Annotated in this window: 20 protein-coding genes and 1 tRNA gene; 6 read left to right on the top strand and 15 right to left on the bottom strand. The window is 37.7% G+C overall.

Going from position 1 to position 26338, the window contains the following annotated elements:
* Positions 1–8 precede the first annotated feature (8 nt).
* The 7 genes from ABH942_RS03435 to ABH942_RS03405 all read right to left on the bottom strand — a co-directional run bounded on the left by ABH942_RS03435 (position 9) and on the right by ABH942_RS03405 (position 5251).
* Entirely contained in the window at positions 9–566 is a 558-nt protein-coding gene (locus ABH942_RS03435) for a DNA-3-methyladenine glycosylase I (RefSeq protein ID WP_370029588.1), read from the bottom strand.
* An 80-nt stretch (positions 567–646) separates the two neighbouring features.
* On the bottom strand, positions 647–1471 hold the full coding sequence (gene tsf / locus ABH942_RS03430) for a translation elongation factor Ts (RefSeq protein ID WP_140001722.1): 825 nt from the start codon (positions 1469–1471) through the stop codon (positions 647–649).
* A 133-nt stretch (positions 1472–1604) separates the two neighbouring features.
* Positions 1605–2381, bottom strand: coding sequence for a 30S ribosomal protein S2 (gene rpsB / locus ABH942_RS03425; RefSeq protein WP_056068008.1), 777 nt, complete (start codon positions 2379–2381; stop codon positions 1605–1607).
* A 165-nt stretch (positions 2382–2546) separates the two neighbouring features.
* The gene (rpsI, locus tag ABH942_RS03420) at positions 2547–2933 is read right to left on the bottom strand and encodes a 30S ribosomal protein S9 (protein WP_121375330.1); all 387 of its coding nucleotides are present in this window, start codon (positions 2931–2933) and stop codon (positions 2547–2549) included.
* Positions 2933–3388, bottom strand: a complete 456-nt coding sequence (gene rplM / locus ABH942_RS03415; RefSeq protein ID WP_140001724.1) for a 50S ribosomal protein L13 — start codon at positions 3386–3388, stop codon at positions 2933–2935. The genes rpsI and rplM overlap by 1 nt, the downstream gene beginning before the upstream one ends.
* 254 nt (positions 3389–3642) lie before the next feature.
* Positions 3643–4482, bottom strand: a complete 840-nt coding sequence (locus tag ABH942_RS03410) for a ferritin-like domain-containing protein (protein ID WP_370029587.1) — start codon at positions 4480–4482, stop codon at positions 3643–3645.
* A gap of 25 nt (positions 4483–4507) precedes the next feature.
* On the bottom strand, positions 4508–5251 hold the full coding sequence (locus tag ABH942_RS03405) for a ferritin-like domain-containing protein (RefSeq protein ID WP_370029586.1): 744 nt from the start codon (positions 5249–5251) through the stop codon (positions 4508–4510).
* A 344-nt stretch (positions 5252–5595) separates the two neighbouring features.
* Between ABH942_RS03405 and ABH942_RS03400 the strand changes: the two genes are divergently transcribed.
* Positions 5596–6621, top strand: a complete 1026-nt coding sequence (locus ABH942_RS03400; RefSeq protein ID WP_370029585.1) for a LacI family DNA-binding transcriptional regulator — start codon at positions 5596–5598, stop codon at positions 6619–6621.
* A gap of 39 nt (positions 6622–6660) precedes the next feature.
* Here the strand turns inward: ABH942_RS03400 and ABH942_RS03395 are convergent, their stop codons facing one another.
* From ABH942_RS03395 to ABH942_RS03375, 5 genes are all read right to left on the bottom strand, one after another.
* On the bottom strand, positions 6661–7968 hold the full coding sequence (locus ABH942_RS03395) for a serine hydrolase domain-containing protein (protein WP_370029584.1): 1308 nt from the start codon (positions 7966–7968) through the stop codon (positions 6661–6663).
* Positions 7969–7993: 25 nt separating this feature from the next.
* The gene (locus tag ABH942_RS03390) at positions 7994–8872 is read right to left on the bottom strand and encodes a retropepsin-like aspartic protease (RefSeq protein ID WP_370029583.1); all 879 of its coding nucleotides are present in this window, start codon (positions 8870–8872) and stop codon (positions 7994–7996) included.
* 63 nt (positions 8873–8935) lie between these two features.
* Complete coding sequence (polA, locus tag ABH942_RS03385; RefSeq protein WP_370029582.1) at positions 8936–11773, bottom strand: DNA polymerase I; 2838 nt, start codon at positions 11771–11773, stop codon at positions 8936–8938.
* Positions 11774–11912: 139 nt separating this feature from the next.
* Positions 11913–14822 carry a GEVED domain-containing protein gene (locus tag ABH942_RS03380; protein ID WP_370029581.1) on the bottom strand — a complete coding sequence of 970 codons (2910 nt, stop codon included), beginning with the start codon at positions 14820–14822 and terminating at the stop codon, positions 11913–11915.
* A gap of 64 nt (positions 14823–14886) precedes the next feature.
* Positions 14887–17457 (bottom strand): FG-GAP-like repeat-containing protein, encoded by a 2571-nt coding sequence (locus ABH942_RS03375; RefSeq protein ID WP_370029580.1) that lies wholly within the window; start codon positions 17455–17457, stop codon positions 14887–14889.
* 267 nt (positions 17458–17724) lie between these two features.
* On the opposite strand from ABH942_RS03375, the gene ABH942_RS03370 reads away from it, so the two are divergent.
* Both ABH942_RS03370 and ABH942_RS03365 read left to right on the top strand, forming a co-directional pair.
* Complete coding sequence (locus ABH942_RS03370) at positions 17725–18957, top strand: metallophosphoesterase (protein WP_370029579.1); 1233 nt, start codon at positions 17725–17727, stop codon at positions 18955–18957.
* Between the two features lie 72 nt (positions 18958–19029).
* A complete protein-coding gene (locus ABH942_RS03365) occupies positions 19030–19326 on the top strand; it encodes a co-chaperone YbbN (RefSeq protein WP_056068034.1) in 297 nt (98 codons plus the stop codon).
* Here ABH942_RS03365 and ABH942_RS03360 read toward each other — a convergent pair.
* Positions 19323–19967: a polysaccharide deacetylase family protein gene (locus ABH942_RS03360; protein WP_370029578.1), complete on the bottom strand. Its 645-nt coding sequence runs from the start codon at positions 19965–19967 to the stop codon at positions 19323–19325. The two genes, ABH942_RS03365 and ABH942_RS03360, sit on opposite strands and share 4 nt — an antisense overlap.
* A 78-nt stretch (positions 19968–20045) precedes the next feature.
* On the bottom strand, positions 20046–23327 hold the full coding sequence (locus ABH942_RS03355) for a DUF2723 domain-containing protein (protein WP_370029577.1): 3282 nt from the start codon (positions 23325–23327) through the stop codon (positions 20046–20048).
* Between the two features lie 143 nt (positions 23328–23470).
* Here ABH942_RS03355 and ABH942_RS03350 point away from each other — a divergent pair.
* Positions 23471–23541: transfer RNA gene (locus ABH942_RS03350), tRNA-Gln, on the top strand.
* A gap of 51 nt (positions 23542–23592) precedes the next feature.
* On the opposite strand, the gene ABH942_RS03345 is transcribed toward ABH942_RS03350, so the two are convergent.
* On the bottom strand, positions 23593–24417 hold the full coding sequence (locus ABH942_RS03345) for a universal stress protein (RefSeq protein ID WP_370029576.1): 825 nt from the start codon (positions 24415–24417) through the stop codon (positions 23593–23595).
* 183 nt (positions 24418–24600) lie between these two features.
* On the opposite strand from ABH942_RS03345, the gene rimP reads away from it, so the two are divergent.
* Together rimP and nusA are read left to right on the top strand one after the other, a co-directional pair.
* Positions 24601–25065: a ribosome assembly cofactor RimP gene (rimP, locus tag ABH942_RS03340; protein WP_370029575.1), complete on the top strand. Its 465-nt coding sequence runs from the start codon at positions 24601–24603 to the stop codon at positions 25063–25065.
* Between the two features lie 14 nt (positions 25066–25079).
* A complete protein-coding gene (gene nusA, locus ABH942_RS03335) occupies positions 25080–26324 on the top strand; it encodes a transcription termination factor NusA (protein WP_140001738.1) in 1245 nt (414 codons plus the stop codon).
* The last annotated feature ends 14 nt before the right edge of the window (positions 26325–26338 follow it).

Below are 26338 nucleotides of genomic sequence, written 5' to 3'. Positions count from 1 at the left end.
CCTTAAAATTACTTTTTAGTCCAGCATTCTTCAATATGGTCGTTTACCATTCCTGTGGCCTGCATATGCGCATAAATAACGGTTGAGCCTACAAACTTAAATCCTCTTTTTTTCAAATCTTTGCTGATTTCATCAGAAAGCGGAGTTGTAGCGGGAACATCCGATAGTGCTTTTGGACGGTTTATGATAGGCTTGCCTCCGGTAAACTTCCAGATATAATCTGAAAAGCTTCCAAATTCTTTCTGTGTTTCCATAAATGCATTGGCATTGGTTACGGCAGCACGGATTTTTAGCTGATTTCTGATAATGCCAGAATCTTGCATCAGATCCTGGATTTTTTCTTCTGTATATTGGGCTACTTTTTTGTAGTCAAAATTATCGAAGGCTTTTTTGAAATTTTCTCTTTTGCGGAGTATGGTAATCCAGCTTAGGCCAGCCTGGAAGGTTTCCAGAATCAGGAATTCAAAGAGTTTCTGGTCGTCATGTACCGGAACGCCCCATTCTTCGTCGTGGTATTTTTCATAAAGGCTATCGCCAATACACCATCTGCATCTGATTTTTTCCATTGCTTCGATTTTGATCCAAATATAAATAAAAATCCCGCTTCGGATGAAGCGGGATCAGTATATAAGATAGTTTCAGGAGATTATCCTAAAGCAGCTCTTTTGAAACCAGTAACTGTCAAGTTTGCATCAACAGATTTTACATATCCAGAAACGCTAACAGCGCCATCTTTAATGTAATCCTGGTTTACCAATGTATTGTCTTTGTAGAAACGTTGGATTTTACCTTTAGCGATGTTATCTAACATAGCTTCTGGTTTTCCTTCCTGACGCAATTGATCTTTAGCGATTTCTACTTCTTTTTCGATGATAGATGCATCAACACCAGCCTCGTCTAACGCGATTGGGTTCATAGCAGCAGCCTGCATAGCAACGTTTCTAGCAGCTTCTTCAGCACCAGGAACATTAGCAGAAAGAGAAACTAAAGTAGCGATTTTGTTACCAGCGTGGATGTAAGATCCAACGAAAGCACCTTCTAATCTTTCGAAAGAACCGATTTCGATTTTCTCTCCGATAACTCCAGTTTGCTCGATTAATTTATCAGCAACAGTGATTCCGTTGAAATCAGCTGCCAAAAATTCTTCTTTAGTTTTGAAGTTTAAAGCAAGGTTAGCCAAATCTGTAGCCAACTTTACGAAACCTTCATTTTTTCCAACGAAGTCAGTCTCACAGTTCAATGAGATAACAACACCAGAAGTTTTGTCTGCATTTACAACAGCGATAGCAGCACCTTCAGTAGATTCTCTATCAGACCTGTTAGCAGCTACTTTTTGGCCTTTTTTACGAAGGTTTTCGATAGCTAGATCGAAGTTACCGTCAGCCTCAACAAGCGCTTTTTTGCAGTCCATCATTCCAGCACCAGTCAGGGTTCTTAATTTATTTACATCTGCAGCAGTTATAGTTGCCATTTTAGTGTGTTTTTTTTAAGGGTTAAAAATAAAAAATTCCAAAGTCTAAATTCCAAATCCCAAGTTTATTAAATTATCAACGTATTGTAATTTATCTGGAAATTGGAATTTAAAAATTGGAATCTAATTTAAATTATTCTTCAGTTGAAGCCTCTACAGTCTCGTTTGGAGCGTCAGTAGCTTCGTCAACTGGCTGTTCAACTTCTTTGTCAGAAGTAGTGTTTCTGTCAGAAAGACCTTCAATAACAGCAGCAGTTACTAAAGATAAAATTTTCTCAATTGATTTAGAAGCATCGTCATTTGCAGGGATTACATAATCTACCTCTCTTGGGTCAGAGTTTGTATCTACCATTGCGAAAACTGGAATGTTTAATTTTTGAGCTTCTTTAATCGCGATGTGTTCAGCTTTAATGTCTACAACGAACAATGCAGCAGGAAGTCTTGACATATCAGCGATAGAACCTAAGTTCTTCTCTAATTTTGCACGAAGACGATCAACCTGTAAACGTTCTTTTTTAGATAATGTCATGAAAGTACCGTCTTTCTTCATTCTATCAATAGAAGCCATTTTTTTAACCGCTTTTCTGATAGTTACGAAGTTAGTCAACATACCACCTGGCCATCTTTCAGTGATGTAAGGCATGTTTGCTGCAGCTGCTTTTTCAGCTACGATATCTTTTGCTTGTTTTTTGGTAGCAACGAATAATATTTTTCTACCTGATGCAGCGATTTTTTTCAAAGCTTCATTAGCCTCTTCGATTTTAGCTGCAGTTTTATATAGATTGATAATGTGGATTCCATTACGCTCCATATAGATGTAAGGAGCCATGTTTGGATCCCACTTTCTAGTCATGTGTCCGAAGTGAACACCTGCTTCTAGTAATTCTTTAACTTCTACTTTGTTTGCCATTTTAATAATAGTTTACGTTCTGTTGATTAGCAATGTATAAATGGCGGCTTACCGGCTGAATACATTTAGATGCTAAACTAATTTCCTGCCTCGACAGGGATTAACAACATTGTTTTGAATAATAAATGAACGATGTCTCTTCTGTTACCGAAAAGACGGGTAATATTAACGTTTAGAGAACTGGAATCTCTTACGAGCTTTCTTCTGACCGAATTTCTTACGCTCAACCATTCTTGGGTCTCTCGTTAATAAACCTTCTGGTTTCAAGATAGCTCTGTTTTCAGCGTTTACTTCGCACATTACGCGAGCCAATGCCATTCTTACAGCTTCTGCTTGACCAGTTGAACCACCACCATAAACGTTTACTTTTACGTCAAAGTTTGAAGCATTCTCAGTCATAGAAAGAGGTTGCAAAACTTTGTACTGTAAAGTTGCAGTCGGGAAGTAAGTTGTAAATTCTTTTTTGTTTACCGTGATGTTTCCAGTTCCTTCTGTAACATAAACACGAGCAACAGCGGTTTTTCTTCTACCGATTTTGTGAATTGTAGCCATTACTTAAGATCGTTAAGGTTAACAGTTTTAGGTTTTTGAGCTTCGTGAGAGTGCTCAGAACCTACAACAACATTTAAATTTCTGAAAAGTTGTGCGCCTAATTTGTTTTTAGGTAGCATTCCTTTTACTGCTTTTTCTACTAAAGATGCAGGGTTTTTTGTCTGTAATACTTTAGCAGTCAAAGTTCTTTGACCTCCTGGGTAACCGGTGTGACGCATGTAAATTTTGTCATCCAATTTGTTACCTGTAAGGTTGATTTTTTCTGCGTTGATAACAATTACGTTATCTCCACAGTCCACGTGCGGTGTATAACTTGGCTTGTATTTGCCTCTAAGGATCATAGCGACCTTTGAAGCAAGACGGCCCAAGTTATGACCTTCAGCATCAACAACAATCCACTCTTTCGTTACAGTGGCTTTGTTCGCTGAAATTGTCTTGTAGCTTAATGTGTTCACAATAATTTATTTTAATTAAACATTCCATCCCCAATAAAGGGGTTGCAAAAGTACAATAATTATTTTTAAATGCAAACACATATAAAAGATTATTTTAAAGGCTGATTATCAGATTGAAAATCTGGAAATGAAGTAAGGCAAATGTACGGATTATTTTTGATTTGCTGATTCAATAAGATAGTATAAGCTAGCTTTGGAATAAAAAAACCATCTAAATGGCTTAGATGGTTTGCTAAATATAGGAATAAGTGATTTTATACAATAAACAGATTGGCTATAGTGACAGATTGTTGTGTAGTGAGCGGTTCGTCATAGGATTCTGATCCTGCCAATCCCGGAATGGCAGGTCCTAATGATCCGTTATTTACTGTGCTGGTGTTAAATCCTGCCTGCATTACATTTTCTTCTCCGTCATAAACTGCTTGTGTAGCAGATGGCATTCCGGCTCCTCTTTGGTTTCCGGTAATCCATCCTTTGAGTCCTCGCAGTCGTCTTACTTCTGATGCATGACGGGCTTCAACAGAATGGATCTGTAAAGCGGCAGTCAATAAATCAGGTGTCGATATAAGATTACCAGCCTGTCCTTTATAAGCTCTTACTCCGGTATCTTCAAAAGCCTGTGCCAGTACTAAAAATTGCTGATATGCTGCTGTGGCTCCTATTCCTGTTGTATTAAAAGGATCAAAAGCGCCTCCAACTGTAAAGTCAAATGTTGGTTTTGTAACTGCATTGGCTCCAAGTCCGGCAATCAAAAATTCTACATGGCTGGCTTCATGCTTCGCAATCTGCATGAATACTTTTTCGTCTCTTCCGCCGGTTGGAATAACGCCGGATTCTAATCCTAATCGATAAAACTCATCTTCAAGATATTCTAACGTCAGGGCAAGTTGCAAAGCTCCAATCGGTGTGCTTGGTGTAGGTCCTATATCAGAAGCAAAGGCTTTGTTGGTAAATGCGGCCAGTCCTAATGGGATTGAGGCCAGGGCTAAATTTTTGCCTAATTGTCCAAATTGCCCAAAACTGTCTCTTCGGGAGCCTGTACTCTTCATCAAGTTGTCATCAGTAAAGGACTCTATAAATTTTAATAGATTCATAATTTCTAATTTTGTTGGTTAGTGTTTAAGGTAAATAGGTAGCTGTGAATTCTGTTGTGATGAAACCACCGGCCACCGGAAGTATCTGCGATGGGTTTTTAGCAACATCCAGACCGTTTGAAGCGTTAACAACATCATCGCCTGCAAAATCATTCGAATTAGGATTAATCAAGCTCCTTATGGCAGATGCATGTCTGGCCTCGACCGAAACAATTTTTCCAGCTAGTAACAAATACTCTGTACTTGTGATTAATCTTCCGGCTCCATTATAAGCTGCAACACCCGTATCTTCTAAGGCTTTTGCAGTTCCTAAAATAGAGCTCCTACTATTAAAGTTCACGGTACTGAAGTTGAATTGTAGTGCAGGAAGAAGTTGAGTAGAAGGATTGGATAAGGCTCCGGTCAAAGCTGCCTTAAAGAATTCTCTGTGAATTACTTCATGAGCATATAAGTCAGAAAGCACCTGCTGTTCTTCGCTATTAAAAAGTGCTCCAAAATTATTCAGGTTGACAACTCGAGTATAAAAATCGGCTTCAAGTTGTTCCAATGCATATGCATAGGTCAAGACTCCAAGATCACCGCTACCAAGATCGAATTTGCCATTTCGTACTCCCGGGGCATAAGGGCCATTGTTTGTGGAGTCATCGTCATTGTTGCAACCGGTCAGGAGCAATCCTGTAGCTGCCATCGTGAGTCCGCTAATCTTTAAGAAACTTCTTCGGTTGGTTCCCGAAGTAAGCTGTTCTTTTACAGTTACTGCGTTTTTCATAAGTAAGCATTTAAAAGGTTAATAATTAATTGGTCGATTTCAGGTGCCAACAGGAACCTTAATTAAATTACTTACGCAGAAAGAATGTTAATGGTTTTAAGAAAATATTATATAATTACCATGTTGAGAAGTGTTTGCGTTGGTTTTATTCTGTATAAACTGTATTTTTTTTGATTTTTTATTAATTTGAAGGTGTGGTGAGCTATTATTTCAAAAATAGATTGATTCTCGAAAGCCTGGTATTGCACAATAGCTATTCCGTTGTTTTTAAGGTTTAATTTAAATTTTAAGAATAATTTCCAATTTTTCACTTACTTTACATTTCCTTTATTATATGAACAGTGATGAAACCAAAAGCAACCCTAAAGCAAATAGCCAAAGAATTGAACGTGTCTGTCTCTACAGTTTCTAAAGCGTTGAGCAACAGCCCGGAAATTAGTGAGCCTACAAAAATTAAAATTCAGGAATTTGCAAAACTTAAAAATTATAAGCCTAATAATATTGCCATCAATCTGAAAAACAGAAGCACAAAGACTATCGGGGTTATCATTCCAAATATCCTGAATCCGTTTTTTGCGAAAGTGTTTAGTGGAATTGAAAAGAAAGCAAACGAAAAAGGTTATAACGTGATTACTTGTATCACTAACGAATCTTTGAAGAAAGAAATTCACACGATAGACATGCTTAGCAATGGAACGATTGATGGATTTATCTTGTCTATTGCTGAAGAGACACAAAAACAGCAAGAATTTAAGCATTTCAAGGATGCCATTTCTGAAGGCATTCCTATTGTAATGTTTGACCGGATTTCTGACGAGATCAATTGCGATAAAGTAATTGTTGATGATTTTGATTCTTCGGTAAATGCCGTGAATCATATGATAAAATTGGGTTGCAAAAACATAGCGCTGCTAACAGCGATTGATAATTTGAGCGTGGCAAAATTAAGAGCGCAAGGATATGCAAAAGCACTACATGATAATGATATTGCAATCAATAAAGATTTGATAATCCGCACCGATAATCCGGACGAATTTGATTTCAGGCTGAATGAGCTTATCAATAACCAAACAATTGATGGTATTTTTGCGTTAGACGAACATGCTTCAACTATGGCAATGAAAATGGCTATCAAAAAAGGAATCAAAATTCCGGATGAACTTTGTGTGATTGGATTTGCAGACGGAGTATGGTCGCGCAGATTAACACCAAGTCTTTCTACCATCAGCCAGCATGGTATTGAAATAGGAGAAGAAGCGGCTGCGATGCTTATTGAAAAATTGGAAAGTAAAGAGGAAGAATATACGTATCGAACAACGGTTATAAAAACCGAACTTCGCCAAAGAGAATCTACCCGAAAGTTATCATAACATAAAAAAGCCCACTTAATAGTGGGCTTTTTTATGTTTTTATTTTTCTTTAGTGAGTTTAAATTCATGACCGCCTTGCAGTATAGTCATAGCATTTGGCGAAAAGACCAATTCCAGACCTGCAGGATCAAAATTGAATTTTGTATCGCTTAAAGGATTGAGCGGGAAAGATTCCTGCCCGGTTGCCTGACAGATCAACACACCTTTTTCTTCCTTGATCGTAATCTTTAACGGGAAATTAGGGTCGGAGTAGGTCCCTTCGTATTTTTTAAGGATGGCAACATCTACGGTAGCAGTTTTCAGATTAGGGAATCGGTAAGGCATTTTGTAGTAAATACTTAAGATTCCAATCATTATTCCGTCCGTGTCATAACCTTGTCCGTTGTCAAGCAATGCAATGCTCAGCTTTTCTTTTGGATAATGCACTAAACTGGAAGTAAAACTTTCAATTCCGCCCGAATGCCCATAAAATCTCCTTTCGGCAAAAGGCATAGCGAAAATTCCTTTTCCGTATCCTTTTTCGATAGTAATCATAGAATCTAAAGAAGGTTGTTTTAGTAATTTTCCTGAAAACAGGGCATTGATAAATTTGGTTAAATCAGAAGCAGACGATAAAATGGCTCCGGCTCCGCCCGGAATAGACATATCTTCTTTTTGGGCGTCCTTCCAGTTTTTTCCATCCCATTCATAGGAAAGGGCTTCGTTTTTTGCACCAGTAGCAAACCCGGTATTTTTTAATCCTAATTTTTGTATAATTCGGGTGTTGATGTTGTCTGCGTAGCTTTTTTTGGTAAGGTCCTCAATAATCCATCCCAGAATTACATAATTGGAATTGCTATATTCTGCTTTTTCTCCCGGTTCAAAAACAGGCTTGCCTGCTTTGATTTTCTTCATTAGCTCGCTTCGTGTTTTTGGTAATTTGGCATATACCGGATAATCGAGGTCGTTCGTAAAGCTGTAAATGCCGCTAGAGTGGCTAAGAAGATTGTCAATAGTTATATCTTCTGAATTTTGTATCGTAGGGAAGAATTTAGATAGTTTGGTGTCGAGCGTCAGTTTTTTTTCTTCAATAAGTTGTAAGATGACTACAGATGTAAATGTTTTTGTGATGGAACCAATTTTGTATCGTGTCTGATTGTCTGCCTTAATTTTGTTTTTTACATCAGCATAGCCATAGGATTTTTCAAAAACAATCTCGTCGTTATTTCGGATAGCGAGGCTTCCCATGAATTTATTATTCGAAGCCAGATAATTCATCAGGCTGTCAATTTTTTCAAATCGCGTTTCGCTTTGTGCGAATGTATTTAAGGATAGGGAAATAGACAGGAATAAGAATATTTTTTTCATGGGATCTTTTTTTAAGTGATAAATCCTAATTATTGATGATCATATTTTTATTTTGGATGTCAATCGTAATCTTATCTCCAAGCCAGTTTATGCTTCCGATAGCTTCATAAATCAATCCTTCGATAAAAGTAGCTTTGAAGTCAGAAACTGAAATTTTATTATTTGATTGTGCGGCTATTTTAGAAAGATTGGTGTAATAATAATTGTTTCCTTCGGTCGGCTTGAAATCGCTTTTCTGATGTTTCATTTCTGTTTTTGAAGGGTCAATCCCCAACGACTGCATATATCTTGAATTAAATCTGAAAACATTAAAGCCCGCGCCACTGTCTAAATTCATCTGTACAACAAGTTTGTCATTAAGTTTTACATAGGTGGCAATGTCTAAAGCTTTTCCTAACTCATCTGAAACCTGGATTGGAAGAGAAATACCTTTTTTTGCCAGTTCTTTTACTGATTTTTCTGTTTCTAAAATCAATACTTTGTTCTTATAATCAATTGAGATCGGAATGTTTCTGAAAGGCAATAACGAGATCAGGCCATCTACTGGAAAATCCATGTCAAGGACTGTGAATTTTTGGGCGTTTAATTTCTGACTTCCGATTTCAAAACTTTCGGTGTCCCAAAAATCCGCTATAATCTGTTCTCCTGTAGCTCTATGGCCGGTATAAAAACCATCTGTTTTTTTTAGATCTTTTATGTTGTCTGCAAATTTCTTTGTCAATAGATTAAGTCCGGCACCCGTATCAAAAATGAAATTTCCTTCTATGTTGTTTATTTTCGCTTTTACTAAAATATGGCCACTTCCCAATAAGGTAAAGGGAATACTGACTGATTTGCTGATTCGATCCTGTCCAAAAGAATTCAGGCATAAAAGCAGGCATAAAAATAGGGCTGTTTTTTTCATTGTGTGATTTAGAATGATTGTTTATAGGTCGTACTTTACCTGTTTCTGTTACATTTAGCAGGTTTAATGAGCTTCCAGCCAATTATGTCCTTTGCCAAGATCTACGATTAATGGAACATCCAGTTTAAAGGCATTTTCCATTTCCTGCTTGATCATTGGTTGGATTTTTTCAAGCTCACTATTATGAACGTCAAAAACAAGTTCATCGTGTACCTGAAGCAACATTTTGCTTTTCCAGTTTTCTTCGTTTAGGCGTTTGTGGATATTTATCATGGCTATTTTGATAATATCTGCTGCGCTTCCCTGTATTGGAGCATTGACAGCATTTCGTTCAGCAGCGCCACGAACAACGGCATTCTGTGAATTAATATCTTTTAGATAACGTCTTCTTCCTAATATTGTCTGTACATAACCGTGTTGTCTCGCATATTCAATTTGTTCCTGAATATAGGCTTTCAATCGTGGATAGGTCAGATAGTAGGCGTCAATAAGATCTTTAGATTCAGATCTTGAAAGCGATGTCTGGTTGCTTAATCCAAAAGCAGAAACACCGTAAACAATTCCAAAGTTTACAGTTTTTGCATGGCTTCTTTGTTCGCGGGTAACATCTTCCAAAGCAACATTGAAAACTTTTGCAGCTGTGGAAGCGTGAATATCTTCTCCATTTTGGAATGATTTTACCATTTCCGGATCACCACTCAATGCTGCGATAATGCGCAATTCTATTTGAGAATAATCGGCAGAAACTAAAGTATAATTTTCATCTCTTGCAATAAATGCTTTTCGAATCAAACGGCCTCTTTCCGTACGGATTGGAATATTCTGCAAGTTTGGATTATTGGAGCTAAGACGGCCTGTTGCTGCTACCGTCTGCATATAATCGGTATGAACTCTTCCTGTTTTTGGGCTGACTTGTAAAGGCAAAGCATCTACATAAGTGTTAAGCAGCTTTACTAATTGTCGCCAATCGAGTATGTCCTGAACAAATGGGCTTGATAATGCCAAATAAGAAAGTACTTCTTCGCCGGTAGCATATTGTCCGGTTTTGGTCTTTTTTTGTTTGGTTCCGCCAATCTTGAGTTTGTCAAATAAAATTTCTCCCAATTGTTTCGGAGAAGCCAGATTGAACTTTTCTCCTGCATTTTCATAAATCTGGTTTTCCAGCTTTTGGATATCGCCCTTAAGTTCTTTGGATAGCTCGTGCAAGAATTCAACATCGAGATTGACTCCTTCTTTTTCCATAGCGGCAAGAACCGGAACCAGCGGTACTTCTATTTCTTCAAATAATTTTTTAGTGTTTGTGCTATCCAATTCCTTACTGAAAACATCTTTCAGCTGGAGTGTTATGTCAGCATCTTCTACGGCATATTCCTTGACATCTTCCACCGGAACTTCACGCATAGTTTTTTGGTTTTTCCCTTTTTTTCCAATCAGTTCTTCAATTGACTGTGGAGAATATTGGAGATAGGTTTCGGATAAAATATCCATGTTGTGACGCATATCCGGATTAATCAGATAATGGGCAATCATGGTATCGAATATTTGTCCTTTGACTTCGACGTTATAATTGGCAAGGACTTTTAGGTCGTATTTTAGGTTCTGGCCTATTTTTTCAATTCCTTCTGCTTCAAAAAACGGAATGAATTTGTTGACAAGAGTCTGTGCTTCGGTTTGGTCTTCAGGAAAAGGAACGTAAAAGCCTTTACCTTTTTCCCAAGAAAATGACATACCCACCAATTCTGCAATTAGCGGATCGATTCCCGTAGTTTCCGTATCGAAACAAACACTGCTTTGTTTTAACAGGTTCTGCAACAGGAATTTTATTGCCATGTCGCCTTCAACCAATTGGTAGAAATGCTCCGTGTCTTTTAATGTTTTGTAAAAACTGGTTTTGACTTCTCCGGTTGTTTCGTCTGTAGCAGTAGCAAAAAGGTCGAACTGGTCTTCATTTTTTGCCTGTGGTTTTTTATATAGCTTGGCTTCCGACTGAGTGTTTGCAGCAGGCAAAGCGCTTCCCGGTCTGAAAATTGCATCGAATTGCTCGGCCATTCTCCTGAATTCAAGTTCCTGGAAAATAGCTTCGGTTTTTTCAATGTCAGGACGGGTAAGCTCGTAATCGGTTTCGTTGAACGTTACATCGCAATCCGTAATAATAGTGGCCAGTTTTTTAGACAGGATTCCTTTTTCTTTGTTGGCTTCTATGTTCTCTTTCATCTTGCCTTTCAGCAAATGCGTGTTTTCAAGAAGATTTTCCATCGTGCCAAATTCTTTCAGCAGTTTTTTGGCAGTGACTTCTCCCACGCCTGGAAGTCCGGGAATATTATCAACGGCATCACCCATCATTCCTAGAAAATCGACTACCTGTTCCGGTCTTTCGATTTCAAATTTTGCCAACACCTCAGGAACGCCCCAGATTTCGATTCCGTTCCCCATTCGGGCAGGACGATACATAAATATGTTTTCTGAAACTAATTGCGCAAAATCCTTATCAGGAGTAACCATAAATACTTTATAGTTTTGCTTTTCGGCTTGTTTTGCAATAGTTCCTATTAAGTCGTCAGCTTCGCATCCGGCATATTCTATGATAGGAATATGCATGGCTTTTAGTAATTCATGGATATAAGGAACTGCAATCTGAATAGCTTCCGGAGTAGCATCACGATTGGCTTTATATTCAGCATACATTTCGCTTCTTACCTGGCTGCCTCCTTTATCGAATGCTACCGCGAGATGATCCGGCTTTTCTCTTTTAATCACATCCAAAAGGGAATTCATGAATCCCATAATGGCTGAAGTATCCATCCCTTTAGAATTGATTCTAGGGTTTTTAATAAATGCGTAATAGCCTCGGAAGATTAAAGCGTAGGCATCGAGAAGAAATAGGCGTTTTTGCTGTGACATAAAAAATGGTTTCTATAGCTTTCAAAAATACAAAACTTAAGACGTAAAAATAGAAAAACCGATGCTAAATAAATTGGCACCGGTTCTTCATAAAAAAACAAAAAACTAACTAAAAAGGATATGGATCTAACGTATTACTTTATTTTTTAATGACTTTCTGCCTGGCAGTCTGTCCGTTTTTAAAATCGATATGGAAAATATAAATTCCGTTTGTAACATCAGACAGGTTTATCTGTGATGTTTTTTGGATTGAAACTAGTTGTCCAAGTTGGTTGTAGATTTTTACATCTTTGATTTCTAAATCGGTCAACAAATTGACAATGCTATTTGTTGGGTTTGGATATAGTTTGAAATTAGTCTTATCAAAACCGCCAACACCAAGATTTTCCTCAACATTTAATGTGTAATCTTCGGCCTGTCCGTAGCTGTCCGTATTGCAGGCAGGAATTGTTGATGATTGGTATTTTTTCATTATTCTCATTCGAACGTTTCCGAGTGTTGCTGTTGCTGGAACCGTAATTTCAGCATTTAATTCTACTGTGTCTTCTCCTGTTGAATTGGTGAGGTAGCCTAGCGATTGACCTTCACTATCTTCAAAAGTTCCGTTATTGTTCCAGTCGATATAGATTTTGAAATAACCTGAATACGACCCGTTTGTGTTTCCTTTTAATCGGATAGGATAGGTGTTTCCGACTTGTACGTTTCCAACTATTGAAGTGAAATTCTCGTAAGCCGGACTTGATGTTGAAGCAGGAGAAGTATTGCTGATGCCAGCAAATTCAACTAATGTAATAGGTTCTGTTCCTTGTGAGAAGTTTGGCGTGCAATATACCAAAGGCTGGTTGCTAAGCTGTATTTGTAGTTCTCCAAAAACTGTATTGTCAATGACAGAAGTAGCACGGATTTTTACCTGACCATTGACAATAGCCGTTAATAATCCGGTAGAACTGATTGTTGCCAGTGTATTGCCTTCTACAATTGACCAGGTTATATTTTGGTTTGCTTCTACAGGCAATACGTTTGCTGCTAATTGCAATGTTCCTCCTGAAGTTGTGATTTCTGCCGGAGCGCTGTTTTGTGTTGTAACGATAATAGAGGTTGGTACTGTTGCATTAGCAATGGCTTCTAATGAAAACTCATCAATACCCAATCCATAAGACGAAGAACCTCCATTCGTTATTCCTTGAGCGATTACAAAGAAAGGCGCTGCATAATATGATTGTGGAATAGCAATAGTATAGTTGTACCATCCTGCTGCTGTAACTGCAGGTTCAAGAGTTGTTTTTAATGAGACAGAAAGTATTTCTGTCGCGCCACTTAGGGAGTTTGTTGTGTTAACATGGAATTTTACAACATCTGTAGCATGACCGCTCGTGTTTCTGTAAATCCAAACTTTCATGCGAATCAATTCATGTGTTTGTGCAGAAAAGTCGAATTGAGGACTGATAAGTAAGGCATTTGAACTGTTATAGGCCTTGTTCATTTGTCTTTCGCCGGTTACTCTGACCGGAACTTCTGAAGTTCCAGTTGATAAGGCCCAATTAGTTGTTCCAGAAACCAGGCTTGTACTCCAGCATGAAAGATCAGCAGCATTAAAACTTTCTGTGTAGGGAAGAGCAGTAACGGATTCACATAGTGTAGAAATATTTCCAATTGAAGAATAAACGCCGTTGCAATTGCTTACAGCTCTTAATCTGTAAAAATATTTGGTGTTGCTTGATAATCCGGTAACAAGTAATGTTGTCTGTGATGAAGTTTGTGTAAAAGGCGAACCAGCAACAGGGCTTGAAAAGTCGTTATTTGTTGCCACTTCAATAACATAATTGAAAGGAACTGCATTTCCGTTTGTAGGATCTGTCCAATTCAAAACAAAGCTATTCATAGTAGGATTTGCAGAAGTTACCTGATTTATTGGAGCCGGACAACTTATTACATTTGAAGTCAATGGTGTTGTAGTATTATAAACTGGTCCTCCTGTGCAGGCAGTATTTATGGCATAGACAGTATAAGTATAAGCAGTATTTCCTTGAACACCACTAAAAGCATTGTCTGTAAAATTAGTATTGCTGCCATTGTAGATTACATAAGCATTAAGCGTAGTGTTATTTCCTGTAGCATAAGTTGTCCCGTTTTGAGGAAGACCAGGAGCGGTTCCTTGTGGAGTTCTCAATACTAAATATTTGTCAGCTCTAGGATTTGATGCTGTAAAACTTCCGTTTATGATAATGCCTTGAACGTCAAATGTCAGGGCAGTAGGTTGTGATGCAGGAGTCACACAAGGTGAAGGCGGAACCCATGTGTATGTATAACCGGAACTAGGCAATGAAGTGGAGTTACACGTCATTGATGAAGTATTTGAAGCACCAGGAGCAGAAACCATCCAGTTACTTGTAGCAACTCCGGTAGAATATCTGTTGTTGAAATCAGAAGTTGTAGTTCCACGAAGTCCAACCTGTGCTGTTGCTGAAGTTGGTGTTCCGGTTACTTTCAGGTCATAAACAATATTAATTTCTCCATTTTCTTTTAAACGAATTTGGAAACTCCAGTCAAAATAGCTGGTGATTGATGTAGAACTTAAATACGGTCTGAAATGCATCCATTGAATGACAAATTCTCTGTTAGGTGCTGATCCTACTTCTTGGGTACTGATACTACCCGTTCTTCCGTCAATATTGTATAAGGCGTGCATATCATTTGCAACTGCTGCAATGGCTCCGTCATAAGCTGTCAGGCTGCCTGAAATGGGAGTGTTACCGTTTGGTGATGTTGCTCCGAAGCTGATAAAACCGTCAGCATGGATGTTTAGCGCAGTAAATGTAGTTCCATTAAAAGGAAAACTGAATGGAATAGCAACTCCATTGTATTTATTGTCGTCGATTGATGCTGAACCCGTCAGAGCTGTTGGCTCTGCAATTAGGGTCGGATTGGTTAAATCTACAAAGGTTCCGGCGCTTTGCGAGAATCCATAATTGACAATCTGTGCTGATGTTGTTCCATAAACAAGCACCAGAAGCAGAAAGGCAAGCGTTTTTGTGTAATTTGTTTGCATGTAAAAGTATAAATGATTAATTATAAACGCTAGTCCCAAACTTTTGGGACTAGCGTTATTGGGTTTATTTCTTGATAATTTTTTTATTGGCAGTTTGTCCGTTTTCAAAATCTATACGAACCATATAGATACCGCTGGCAAGGTTTGTCAGGTTGATCTGAACTTGTTTCTGCGTAGCAACAAGCTGTCCTAAATGGTTGTAAAGGCTAATGTTCTTGATGGCTTCTTTTGTCTGGATATTGACAATACTACTTGTTGGGTTTGGATATACTATGAAATCATTTTTGCTGAAGTCAATCGTGCCTAAATTTTCCTGAATGTTTATGGTGTAATCTTCTACTTGTCCATAATATGCATTAAGGCAGGCATCGAAATCTCCCTCTTCATAAATATTCCATTGGTCTTTGATGATTCTCATCCTGGTATCTCCTATAGCAGCTGTAGCAGGAATAGTAATATTGATGGTTGCTTCTACTGCATCAGTTCCTGTTGATGGAGTCAGTACAGCGGCATAATATTCTGTCTGCATATCAAAAACTCCATCTTTGTTCCAATCAAAGAAGGCTCTGATGTCATGTTCGAATTGGCCTACAGTATTTCCTTTCACGGTAAGCTGATAGGTGTTCCCTCTCATTACGTTTCCTACAATTGAAGTGAAATCTTCATAAGCCGGAGTAGCATTTACAACTTCTGAAGTCAGGTTATTGATATCGGCAAAATTTACCATTGTAATTGGTTCTACATCATAATCTACAGAAACATTACAATAGCTTGGTGTTGTTTGCGGATATTTCATACATCTGATTGCAGCAGCCTGGCTCCTTGGCGCACCTGCTGATGGATTGGCAATTGTTGTTCCTACATATAAATATTTTGCGCCTGTAGAACTTGTTGTGGAGCTCCAGAAATAGCCTCTAGTGCCTACGAAACTAAATGATCCTGATGAGGCTCTGTATCCTGATGCGGGAAGCTTTAGAACACTCTGAAAAGCAGTTGCCGGGTTTTGCATATTTTGAGATGTTACGATAGCATCCCATTCTGCTTCGGTTGGAAGTTTCCATCCGTTCCCTAACGCTTTGCACGGATCGCAGCCGTTTACATCTGTTGCAGCTGAAGGAGTAGCGGCTTCCCATTTGTCAGTTGAAGCGTTTGGTGACCACCAGCCTGTATAAAATATTTCGTTTCCGGTTACAAGTCCTGATGGATTGTTTGGTGTTGGAACCGTTCCTGTTGTCGAATTTCTTTTCTGGTGTCCGTCATCCCATCTTCCCCATTGGAATAAATCGCCATAAGAGGCCTGATCATTTTGAGCTGTGGCAACGCTGGCACTACCAAGATTTTGCTGTAGCCAGATATTACCATCGCTTCCTCGTACAGTAGTATAAGTTACCCTTGTTCCTTCATAAATGAAAGTCACGCAACCTAAGTCTCCTGTATTGTTTCCTGGCTCACTGCAAGTTTCCTGATTGATTGTTTTGTTTTTGTATAATCTTGTTTGTGCCACATCGCCACCCTCAAAACCTATGGTTAATAAATCCAAGTCACCATCATTGTCAAAATCCAGCCATTGCCCTTTTGACATGTTCACACCTACAATTGTAGCACTGTTTTCTGTGTCTAAAGTATAAGTTCCATCAAGATTTTGCTTGTATAAGACAACTGTATTTGTACCAGCTGCATTACTCCCAATTGAGAAAATATCGATTAAGCCGTCATTGTTATAGTCTACAAATTTTGAATTCCCGTTGTAGGTTCCGGTAAAATTGTTTTCCTGAGCTGTAAAGTTTCCAAAACCGTCATTGACATAAATCGTAAGGCTTGGAGTAGGCGTATAGTCGGTTCCCGAAATCAACAAATCCAAATGACCGTCGTTGTTGATGTCCATTGCATCGATAGAAGAAAAATAAATACCAGGTATGGTTGTTGATTTTTCTGTAAATATCCCATTTCCAGCATTAGTATAGAGCTTTGTTTCTGGAACATAATTGCTGCTGAATCCTGTTACCAGAATATCCGGATACCCGTCAGCATTTGCATCAAAAACTTTGATAGCACTAAAGTAAGTGCCCATCAGTCCTGCGTTTAGGTCTGTAAAAGTACCGTCAGAGTTTTGCTGGAAAACTTTTGTAGTGTATTCTGAACCTAAGTTTCCGTTAATAACAATGTCTGCAACACCATCATTTGTCAAGTCTGCAATTGCTACGGAGCCAAAGTTTACGCCCGGAATTCCGGAGGTTGTGTTTTTAGTAAAACTACCATCACCATTATTATAATAGATTTCAAAAACGACTGATGGATTTTCTCCTGTTTTTGTTCCTGTAATGATGAAATCCTGTTTGTTATCGCCATTAAGGTCGCCAACAGCAATAGAGGAATACATTATCTGGCTGATGGCAGCATTTATGTTTTCTGTAAAAGCGCCATTATTATTTTTATAAAGTCCTGAAAATCCAGTATATCCCGGTTTAGCGCCCGAAATTATAAAATCGATTCTTCCGTTATTGTCAAAATCACCTAATGCAGAATCACCATAAAACACGCCTTGAAACGCCTGGTTGGCGACTTCCTCAAATATCTGACCTTGTATCAGGCCGCAGGTAAAAATTGTAGTTAATACTAAGTATATTTTTTTCATAATGTGTGGGTTTGTAAACGTCACAAAGTTATTTATTTAGATTAAATAAAAATAAGACAGAATTTAGTTTTGCCAAATATTCTTTTTACGGCTTTCCGTATTTGCGATTTCTAAATATTTTAACATACAAATTTTATTATGTGATAATTCAATTATAAAATTGGATGTCAATCCTAGTTGTTAAATCCCGTTATAGTTAAAATTTATCCAATTAAATTAATAGCAGTAGCATTATTTATTTACTTTGCTTAAATTCTAAACTATACTATGCTTCGCTGGATATTTTTTATTGCTTTTGTTGTTTTGGTCGAACTTTATGCATTTCAGGCATTCAAGACAATTACAAGGGCAAAATGGATTCTGATTCCATACCAACTTATTTCACTTGCTGTCATCGTTTTTGTCATATACTCTTTTACCCAGTTTGATAGGAGCGTGGGGCAAAACCGACAATCATTAATAACTATCGGACTTGTTTTGCTGACTTTTTTGCCAAAGCTTGTTGTGACTTTTATTTTGTTTGGAGAAGATATTTATCGTGTTTTCTCTGGTATTATTACTCATTTTTTAGGCAATAATGACAGAGGGCATTTTCTTCCCGACAGGAGAAAATTTATTAGCCAGATGGCACTTGGCGTGGCAGCTGTTCCTTTTGTTTCACTCTTGTATGGTATGACGGTAGGGAAGTATAACTTTAAGGTGATTAAACAGACTTTGTTTTTTCCTGACCTTCCGGATAGTTTTGATGGTACTACAATTACTCAGATATCGGATGTACACAGCGGTAGTTTTGATAATCCTGAAAAAATCCAATATGCGATTGACCTGATTAATGAACAGCAATCAGATTTGGTTTTGTTTACGGGCGATATAGTGAATACGCATGCGACTGAAATGCATCCCTGGATTGATACCTTTAAAAAAATACACGATCCAAAACTGGGCAAATATTCTGTCTTAGGAAACCATGATTATGGCGAATATGTAGAATGGCCTTCTGATAAAGCAAAACTTGAGAATTTTGAAGCAATTAAGGATTTGCACAGGCAGATTGATTTTAAGTTACTGCTCAATCAAAATGTGAAAATCAGCAACGGAACCGATGAAATTGCTCTGATAGGAGTAGAGAACTGGGGGCATAATTTTAAAAAAGCAGGCGATCTGACCAAAGCATCTGAAGGTCTTACGGATTCAGACTTTAAGATATTAATGAGCCACGATCCTTCACATTGGGAATATGAGATAAAAAATCATGCAACAAAATACCATTTAACATTGAGCGGCCATACGCATGGCTTGCAGTTTGGTATTGAAATTCCAGGCTTTTTTAAGTGGAGCCCGGTGCAATATATATACAAGCAATGGGCAGGACTATACGAAAATCTAGGACGTTATATCTATGTAAATCGGGGATTTGGATTCCATGCTTATCCTGGCAGAGTAGGGATTTGGCCAGAAATTACCGTCATCACACTAAAAAAAGGTGAAAATGTAGCATAATTCAGCAAATATGCTACATTTGTATAAAAAATTGTTGTAATTTAGAAATAAAGTCAAAGTAAACTTTCGATTATGTCAAAATTTGGAGAACTTATCAATGCCTCTGTACCGGTCTTAATTGATTTTTATACGGATTGGAATGAACAGTCTGTTTCAATGCACCCAGTAATTAGAGACGTAGCTGCTGCTTTGGGAGACAAGGCAAAAGTGATTAAGATTGATGTAGACAAAAATCAGGAATTGGCAGATGCTTTGCGTATTAAAGGACTCCCAACGCTTATGATTTATAAAGAAGGGCAGATGGTTTGGAGGCAATCAGGAGAGCTTGATGCCAACACCATAATTGGTTTGGTACAAGAACAGCTTTAACTGATCTTGTCAAAAACAAATCCTTTCTCTTTTAGATAGCGTATTGCTTCAGGTAATACAATTTGAAGGTTTCCAAAAGCCTTTATGCTGTCATGGAAAACAATTACGCTTCCGCTTGATGTATTCTTAGTTACATTCTCAAGACACTCTTTTGGTGTGATGTTTTTATCAAAATCCATACTAATAACATCCCACATAATAATGGTATAGCCAAGTCTTTGTAGTAATTTGGCTTGTGATAATTTTATTTTTCCATACGGAGGACGAAATAGTTTTGATCTGTGGCCATTATTATTTGCATACTGTTGAATGGCTTTTTCGCATAACACAGTATTCTCTATATATTCTTTTTTAGCCGTTTTCCATCCTTTCAGGTGATTGAAGGTGTGGTTGCCAATTGCATGACCTTCCTGAATTATCTTCTGGAAGATGCCCGGATGTTTTTCAATATTGTTGCCAATACAGAAGAAAGTGGCTTTTATGTTATTCTCTTTTAATAGGTCGAGCACCCATTCTGTAATTTCGGGAATCGGACCGTCGTCAAACGTTAGATAGATTGTTTTAGCATTGTTGGGGATGTCCCAAATATATTTTGGAAAAGCCCATTTAATAAACCAATTTGTTTTTACCCAAAAACCCATCTCAAATCTTTTTAAAGAAGATGTGCCAATTTGAATTTCAAATTGGCACATCCTAAATCCCAAATCGGGAATTTTGTCTTATTCGTTATCTCGTTCAAAACGTTTAAACATTGCGTTATAAGAATTGAAGTCTTTTTTGTTTGCTTCGTAGAATTCTTTGTCTCCGCGATCTCTCATAACCTCAAGCAATCCTCTGTAACGTTCAATATCGGTAACAATGTCAACATAGTAATCATTTTGTTCGGTAGCTGAGAACGTTTTAAAATAAGTCAGGTTTTCCTGGTACTTTTTCATTAGTTTTTTCAGGATTTCCCTCGCTTTTTCTTTTTCACCTACTTCATAATAGCCGCCAGCAAAAGGTTCCACAAAAGCATAATAGCCATATTGGTCTATTGGCATTTGTTTCATAGCCAAATCAATAATGTCTTTCGCTTTTTTAGGCTTGCCTTCATTGATTAGCTGTTCCATCAAGCGGGCAAGATTTGTTCTGTAGCTGATGCTGTTTTTACGTGTTTCCGGATCATGATAAATCTTCGTGCTTCCGCTATTGCCCCAATCCCATTTCATTACGATATTATACATCTTGTCAGTATCAATCTGTCCCATATCCATAGGGCTAGGAGCTTTTGAAAGTGATGTTTTTACAGGAACAAGCTTGTAAACCATTCCATCCAACTGTAGGTAATCTTTCATCCAAAGATAATCATCGTCTCCAAAGCTCCCTCCTGTGAAGTAAATAGGACGTTTCCAGTTGTTGTTGGCTACGACATTTAACATCATCAAGCGGTTTTTATAAAGTGCCCTGTCCTTGATGTCAATATCAATATAAGGAACAATGGAATCATTGTATTTAGGAGAAACTACCTTGTTGGCAATAATTTCTTCCTTATTGATTGGAATCCTGATCTTGTTAGTCGGGAAATAGTGGATTTTTTGTCCGTTAGGAAGCTCATACAGCGCTCTTGGGTCGTTCAATGAAAGGAAATTCATAAAATCATTGATGTTCCATCTCTTGTCAGTTTGAGGTCTGTGGATTGAATAATCCAGCTTATCTCCAACATATTGTTCGTGTTTGAAACTTATCGGCAACGGTTCAGAACTGTAAGCTTTGGCTTTCATCTGGTCGATATACCAATCGGTCATAAACAAGCTGGTGTTTACAATACGAACGTCGGTTCTAATATTTTCGATTTCCTGTGCATACCAAAGCGGGAACGTATCATTATCTCCAATGGTAAACAGGATGGCGTTCGGCTCACAGGAATTCAGATAGGCTTTCGCCATAGCGATTGCAGTGTACTTACCAGAACGGTCATGGTCGTCCCAGTTTTGAGAAGCCATTAATACCGGCGCTGCCAATAATGTCACTGCAATAACAACAGGTCCGGCAATTTTTGGGCTAAGCCATTTTTTGACAAAATCAAATATAGCATAGACTCCAAATCCAATCCAGATGGCAAACACATAGAAAGATCCAACCAAAGCATAATCTCTTTCACGAGGTTCGAATGGTCTTTCATTCAGGTAAATTTTTAATGCCAATCCGGTAAATAGGAACAAGACAAGCAGAACGTAAAAGCTTTTCAGGTCTTTATTGGCGTGATAGATCAATCCTATGATTCCTAGTAGGAAAGGCAGGAAATAATATAGATTACGTCCTTTGTTATTCAATACATCAGATGGAAGGTTTTGTTGCGATCCCAGACGCGCTTCATCGATAAAATTGATTCCGCTCATCCAGTTACCGTCCAGATTGTCGTATTTTCCTTGATTGTCGTTTTGTCTTCCGGTAAAGTTCCACATCAAATACCTCCAGTACATATATCCAAATTGGTATTCGAACATAAATTTGAAGTTGTCTGCTGTTGTTGGCTTGTCGATGATTAGGTAATCGCCATAAGATTTTAGGAATTTATGGTATCCTCCGGTGTCGATCTGTCCTGAAGCATAGGCTTTACGGAACTCATCAACGTTTTTCTCCATTTCAGCACGCAATTGCGATGTGTAATGTGCCAATTCTTCTTCTGACAAATCGTTTGGATTGATGCCATATCGAGGAAGTTCTTCCTCGTAAGCATAATTAGGGTTCATTCTGAAGTTTAATACATGGGTGAATGTCATGTAGTTTTCAGCATGCTCCGGACTCCACATTCTTGGAAGGAAAGCCTTGTGGTTGTCGTCTGTATTTTGTTCGGCATTTTTGTAATTGTTTACGATTACATATTTTCCGGTTTTGTAGTCTCTTTCGTAGTTAGGAGCTTTGTCAAGATAAGGATTGTCCTTATCTAGTCCTGCATATGTGTCTGAAAATTGTGGCCCGTAAAATAACGGATTTACTCCATATTGCTCTCTGTTATAGTAAGCAAGAACTTCTCTCGCATCAGATGGCTTGTTTTCATTGATAACTGTATTCGCATTGGCACGTATTGGCAACATCATCCAGGTAGAGAATCCAATCAATATGAAAAGGATACACAAAATCATGGTATTGTATTGTACGAAACCTTTTTGTTTAGTGTATTTTAATCCAAAATAGAACAGAACAATAAGTAATAATGCGACAAAAATAGTTCCTGAATCAAAAGGCATTCCCAGGCTGTTGACCATAAAAACTTCGGTTTTTCCAAAGAATCCCATTGTCAAAGGCAGAAGCAGTTTGAATATGAAAAGCAAAATCGAAACTACTACAATATTTGCAATGATAAAGTTCTTGACTGTAACGGTCTTGTAATGTTTGAAATAGTATAAGAATCCAATAGAAGGAATTGTAAGCAATGCCATGAAGTGAACTCCAAAAGAAAGTCCTACAATCAATGAGATGAGGAGCAGCCAACGGTTTCCACGAGGAGTATCCATATCCTGTTCCCATCGTAATCCTAGCCAGAATAGTACAGCTATAAGCAAACTGGCCATTGCATAAACCTCTGCTTCAACAGCATTAAACCAGAAGCTATCTGAGAAAGTATAAGCCAAAGAGCCTACAAAAGCACTTCCTAAAATAGCGATTGCCGTGTTTTTATCGATTTCGGAAGATTTTGAAACCAGCTTTTTCAATAATAAGGTCAGCGACCAGAACATAAAAAGAATGGTAAATGCACTAGAAAAAACAGACATCATATTCACCATCAAAGCCACTTGTGAGGCATTTGTCGCAAACATAGCGAAGAATGCGCCCATCATTTGGTATAGTGGTGCTCCAGGCGGGTGGCCTACTTCGAGCTTGGCGGCAGTGGATATGTATTCGCCGCAATCCCAAAAACTTAATGTGGGTTCAACAGTCAGGGAGTAAGTTACTAATGCAATAGCAAAAGTAGTCCATCCCAAAATTGTATTCCATTTTTTAAAGTTGAAAGATACCATACAGAACTAATAAAATTTATACTTGCAAAGAAAATGCTTTTTTATGTAACGAAAAGCTAAAAAAAAAATATTCAATAAAAATTGAATAAAAATTTGCGCAATATGTTTTTTGTGCTAAATTTGCACCCGCAATCAAGCACTGCTGGCCTATGGTGTAATGGTAACACAGCTGATTTTGGTTCAGTCGTTCTAGGTTCGAGTCCTAGTAGGCCAACAAAAAACCTCTCATATTTGAGAGGTTTTTTTTATTTATAATCGGTTGGGATTAAATCTTGAAAGTAACGACCGGTCTTTGAGCATGATTGACCAAATCTTCACTAATGCTTCCATTGAAGAAATGGGAAAGTCCCTTTCTTCCATGAGTGCTCATTCCGATTAAATCAGCATTGATGCTTTTTGCAAAATTCAGCACGCCTTTTTCGACATTCGTATCATTGTAGATATGGAACGTATAGTTGCTGATATCGAAATTGGCAACGAAATCCTGCATGATTTTATTAGAAAGGTCGGTAGGCTTGAAGCTGTTTGGAGTGTTGATCATTACCAGATTCAGATGAGCGTTGAATTTTTTTGCAAAATCGACCACTTTAGCAAAAGAGCTTTTTATCTCGTCGGTAAAGTCAGAAGCGAAAACAAATTTTTCTACACTGAATTCTCCTTCTTCTTTTTTGATAACCAAAACGGGAATATCAGAAGAACGAACAACTTTTTCAGTGTTTGATCCAATAAACATTTCTTGGAAACCGCTGGCTCCATGAGAGCCCATAACGATAAGGTCTACATTGTTTTTTTTGCTGATGTTAATGATTCCTTCGAATGTTTTTTCGAACTGTATAATTTCTGAAACCTGTATTCCTTCAAGATAGCTGATGTCCATCAGGCTTTCCAGTTTTTCGATAGCCTTGTTTTTGAAAAACATGATTTCAGGAATGTCACTTCCGGAACCAATGGCATCACTTCCTTGTCCCGGCAGTTCAAGCATGTGAAGAAGTACAATCTCTCCATGATTTTTTTTAGCAATCTGGGCGGCAACTTTTAGGGCGTATTCTGCATGGTCAGAAAAATCGGTTGGAACTAAAATTTTTTTCATAATTTAAGTATAAGTATGTGATTATACAGTTTGTTTTTTCTTACATAAAGGTAAGAATTTAATTTAATATGGCACAATATACTACAATGATTTTCAATATAGAAAAAAAACACTATATTTGCAGCGTTATTTATTAAAACTTAAATAATGAGGGGACTAATTGTCCCCTCTTTTTATAAAAATATGACATTTAAGGAAAAAGTTAGCGAGTTATTAAAAGCAGGACTGGAAGAAAAGCCGTCCATTTTTCTTATTGATCTTACAATTACGGATGCTTTCAAAATTATTGTTACTTTAGATGGAGATAATGGTGTAACTTTGCAGGACTGTATTGACATCAGCCGTGCTATAGAACACAATCTCGACCGTGAAGAACAGGATTTTTCTTTGGAAGTAGCTTCGGGAGGCGTTTCGGCTCCGCTAAAACTGGTAAGACAGTATAAGAAAAATCTAGGCAGGACGCTACAGGTAAAAACTGCAACCGACATCATAACTGCAGAACTTGTTGATGCTAATGAAGAATTTATCACATTGGCTTGGACTGCAAGAGAACCGAAAAAAATAGGTAAGGGGAAAGAAACTGTCGAGAAGAGACAAGAAATTCCGTATACCGACATAAAAGAAGCAATTGTTACAATAACATTTTAATTTAAAGAATAGGCATGGAGAATATTGCATTAATCGAGTCATTTTCAGAGTTTAAAGACGACAAGCTGATTGATCGTGTAACGCTTATGGCGATTTTGGAAGATGTGTTTAGAAATGCATTGAAAAAGAAGTATGGTTCTGATGATAACTTCGATATCATTATCAACCCTGATAAAGGGGATATGGAAATTTGGAGAAGAAGAGTTATTGTAGCTGATGAGGATCTGGATTTCGAAAATGAAGAAATTACATTGACCGAAGCAAGAAAAATCGAGCCGGATTTTGAAATTGGAGAAGAAGTTTCTGAAGAAGTTAAATTAATCGATTTGGGAAGAAGAGCTATCCTTGCTTTGCGCCAAAACCTGATTTCAAAAATACACGAACATGACAATACAAATCTTTATAAGCAATTTAAAGATTTAATTGGCGATATTTATACTGCCGAAGTGCACCACGTACGTCCAAGAGCCGTAATTTTGGTGGATGATGAAGGAAACGAAATCGTGCTTCCAAAAGAAAAACAGATTCCGTCTGACTTTTTTAGAAAAGGAGACAACGTTCGAGGTATTATCGAGAACGTGGAATTAAAAGGGAATAAGCCTCAGATTATCATGTCAAGAACATCTGAAAAGTTCTTGGAGAAATTGTTTGAGCAGGAAATCCCAGAGGTATTTGACGGATTAATAACAATTAAAGGAGTGGTTAGAATTCCAGGTGAAAAAGCAAAAGTAGCTGTAGATTCGTACGATGACAGAATTGATCCGGTTGGAGCTTGTGTGGGTATGAAAGGTTCAAGAATTCATGGTATCGTTCGTGAATTAGGAAACGAGAATATTGACGTAATTAATTATACAACCAATACGCAATTGTTTATTACAAGAGCATTGAGTCCTGCAAAAGTTTCTTCTATCAAAATAAATGAAGAGACAAAAAGAGCTGATGTTTTCTTGAAATTGGAAGAAGTATCGAAAGCAATCGGTAGAGGTGGACACAATATCAAATTGGCGGGTCTTTTGACTGGATATGAATTGGATGTTATCCGAGAAGGCAATGTAGCTGAAGAAGAAGATGATGTTGAATTGACAGAGTTCTCTGATGAGATCGATGCTTGGGTTATCGAGGAATTTGCAAAAATCGGCCTTGACACTGCAAGAAGTATCTTGAAACAAGATGTTAATGATTTAGTTAGAAGAACGGATTTAGAAGAAGAAACTATCCTTGATGTAATCAGGATTTTAAAAGAAGAGTTCGAAGACTAAACTCAGCAACAACA

The sequence above is a fragment of the Flavobacterium sp. 28YEA47A genome, from assembly GCF_041262125.1.
Taxonomy (GTDB): Bacteria; Bacteroidota; Bacteroidia; order Flavobacteriales; family Flavobacteriaceae; genus Flavobacterium.
The sequence above is the reverse complement of the archived record's forward strand: the minus strand, read 5'-3'. Positions and strand labels throughout refer to the sequence as shown.

What these genes read in the sequence shown, in the direction of transcription:
- ABH942_RS03435 (WP_370029588.1), bottom strand. Translation starts at nt 566, where the DNA reads ATGGAAAAAATCAGATGCAGATGGTGTATTGGCGATAGCCTTTATGAA.
- tsf (WP_140001722.1), bottom strand. Translation starts at nt 1,471, where the DNA reads ATGGCAACTATAACTGCTGCAGATGTAAATAAATTAAGAACCCTGACT.
- rpsB (WP_056068008.1), bottom strand. Translation starts at nt 2,381, where the DNA reads ATGGCAAACAAAGTAGAAGTTAAAGAATTACTAGAAGCAGGTGTTCAC.
- rpsI (WP_121375330.1), bottom strand. Translation starts at nt 2,933, where the DNA reads ATGGCTACAATTCACAAAATCGGTAGAAGAAAAACCGCTGTTGCTCGT.
- ABH942_RS03410 (WP_370029587.1), bottom strand. Translation starts at nt 4,482, where the DNA reads ATGAATCTATTAAAATTTATAGAGTCCTTTACTGATGACAACTTGATG.
- ABH942_RS03405 (WP_370029586.1), bottom strand. Translation starts at nt 5,251, where the DNA reads ATGAAAAACGCAGTAACTGTAAAAGAACAGCTTACTTCGGGAACCAAC.
- ABH942_RS03400 (WP_370029585.1), top strand. Translation starts at nt 5,596, where the DNA reads ATGAAACCAAAAGCAACCCTAAAGCAAATAGCCAAAGAATTGAACGTG.
- ABH942_RS03395 (WP_370029584.1), bottom strand. Translation starts at nt 7,968, where the DNA reads ATGAAAAAAATATTCTTATTCCTGTCTATTTCCCTATCCTTAAATACA.
- ABH942_RS03390 (WP_370029583.1), bottom strand. Translation starts at nt 8,872, where the DNA reads ATGAAAAAAACAGCCCTATTTTTATGCCTGCTTTTATGCCTGAATTCT.
- polA (WP_370029582.1), bottom strand. Translation starts at nt 11,773, where the DNA reads ATGTCACAGCAAAAACGCCTATTTCTTCTCGATGCCTACGCTTTAATC.
- ABH942_RS03380 (WP_370029581.1), bottom strand. Translation starts at nt 14,822, where the DNA reads ATGCAAACAAATTACACAAAAACGCTTGCCTTTCTGCTTCTGGTGCTT.
- ABH942_RS03375 (WP_370029580.1), bottom strand. Translation starts at nt 17,457, where the DNA reads ATGAAAAAAATATACTTAGTATTAACTACAATTTTTACCTGCGGCCTG.
- ABH942_RS03370 (WP_370029579.1), top strand. Translation starts at nt 17,725, where the DNA reads ATGCTTCGCTGGATATTTTTTATTGCTTTTGTTGTTTTGGTCGAACTT.
- ABH942_RS03365 (WP_056068034.1), top strand. Translation starts at nt 19,030, where the DNA reads ATGTCAAAATTTGGAGAACTTATCAATGCCTCTGTACCGGTCTTAATT.
- ABH942_RS03360 (WP_370029578.1), bottom strand. Translation starts at nt 19,967, where the DNA reads ATGGGTTTTTGGGTAAAAACAAATTGGTTTATTAAATGGGCTTTTCCA.
- ABH942_RS03355 (WP_370029577.1), bottom strand. Translation starts at nt 23,327, where the DNA reads ATGGTATCTTTCAACTTTAAAAAATGGAATACAATTTTGGGATGGACT.
- ABH942_RS03345 (WP_370029576.1), bottom strand. Translation starts at nt 24,417, where the DNA reads ATGAAAAAAATTTTAGTTCCAACCGATTTTTCTGACCATGCAGAATAC.
- rimP (WP_370029575.1), top strand. Translation starts at nt 24,601, where the DNA reads ATGACATTTAAGGAAAAAGTTAGCGAGTTATTAAAAGCAGGACTGGAA.
- nusA (WP_140001738.1), top strand. Translation starts at nt 25,080, where the DNA reads ATGGAGAATATTGCATTAATCGAGTCATTTTCAGAGTTTAAAGACGAC.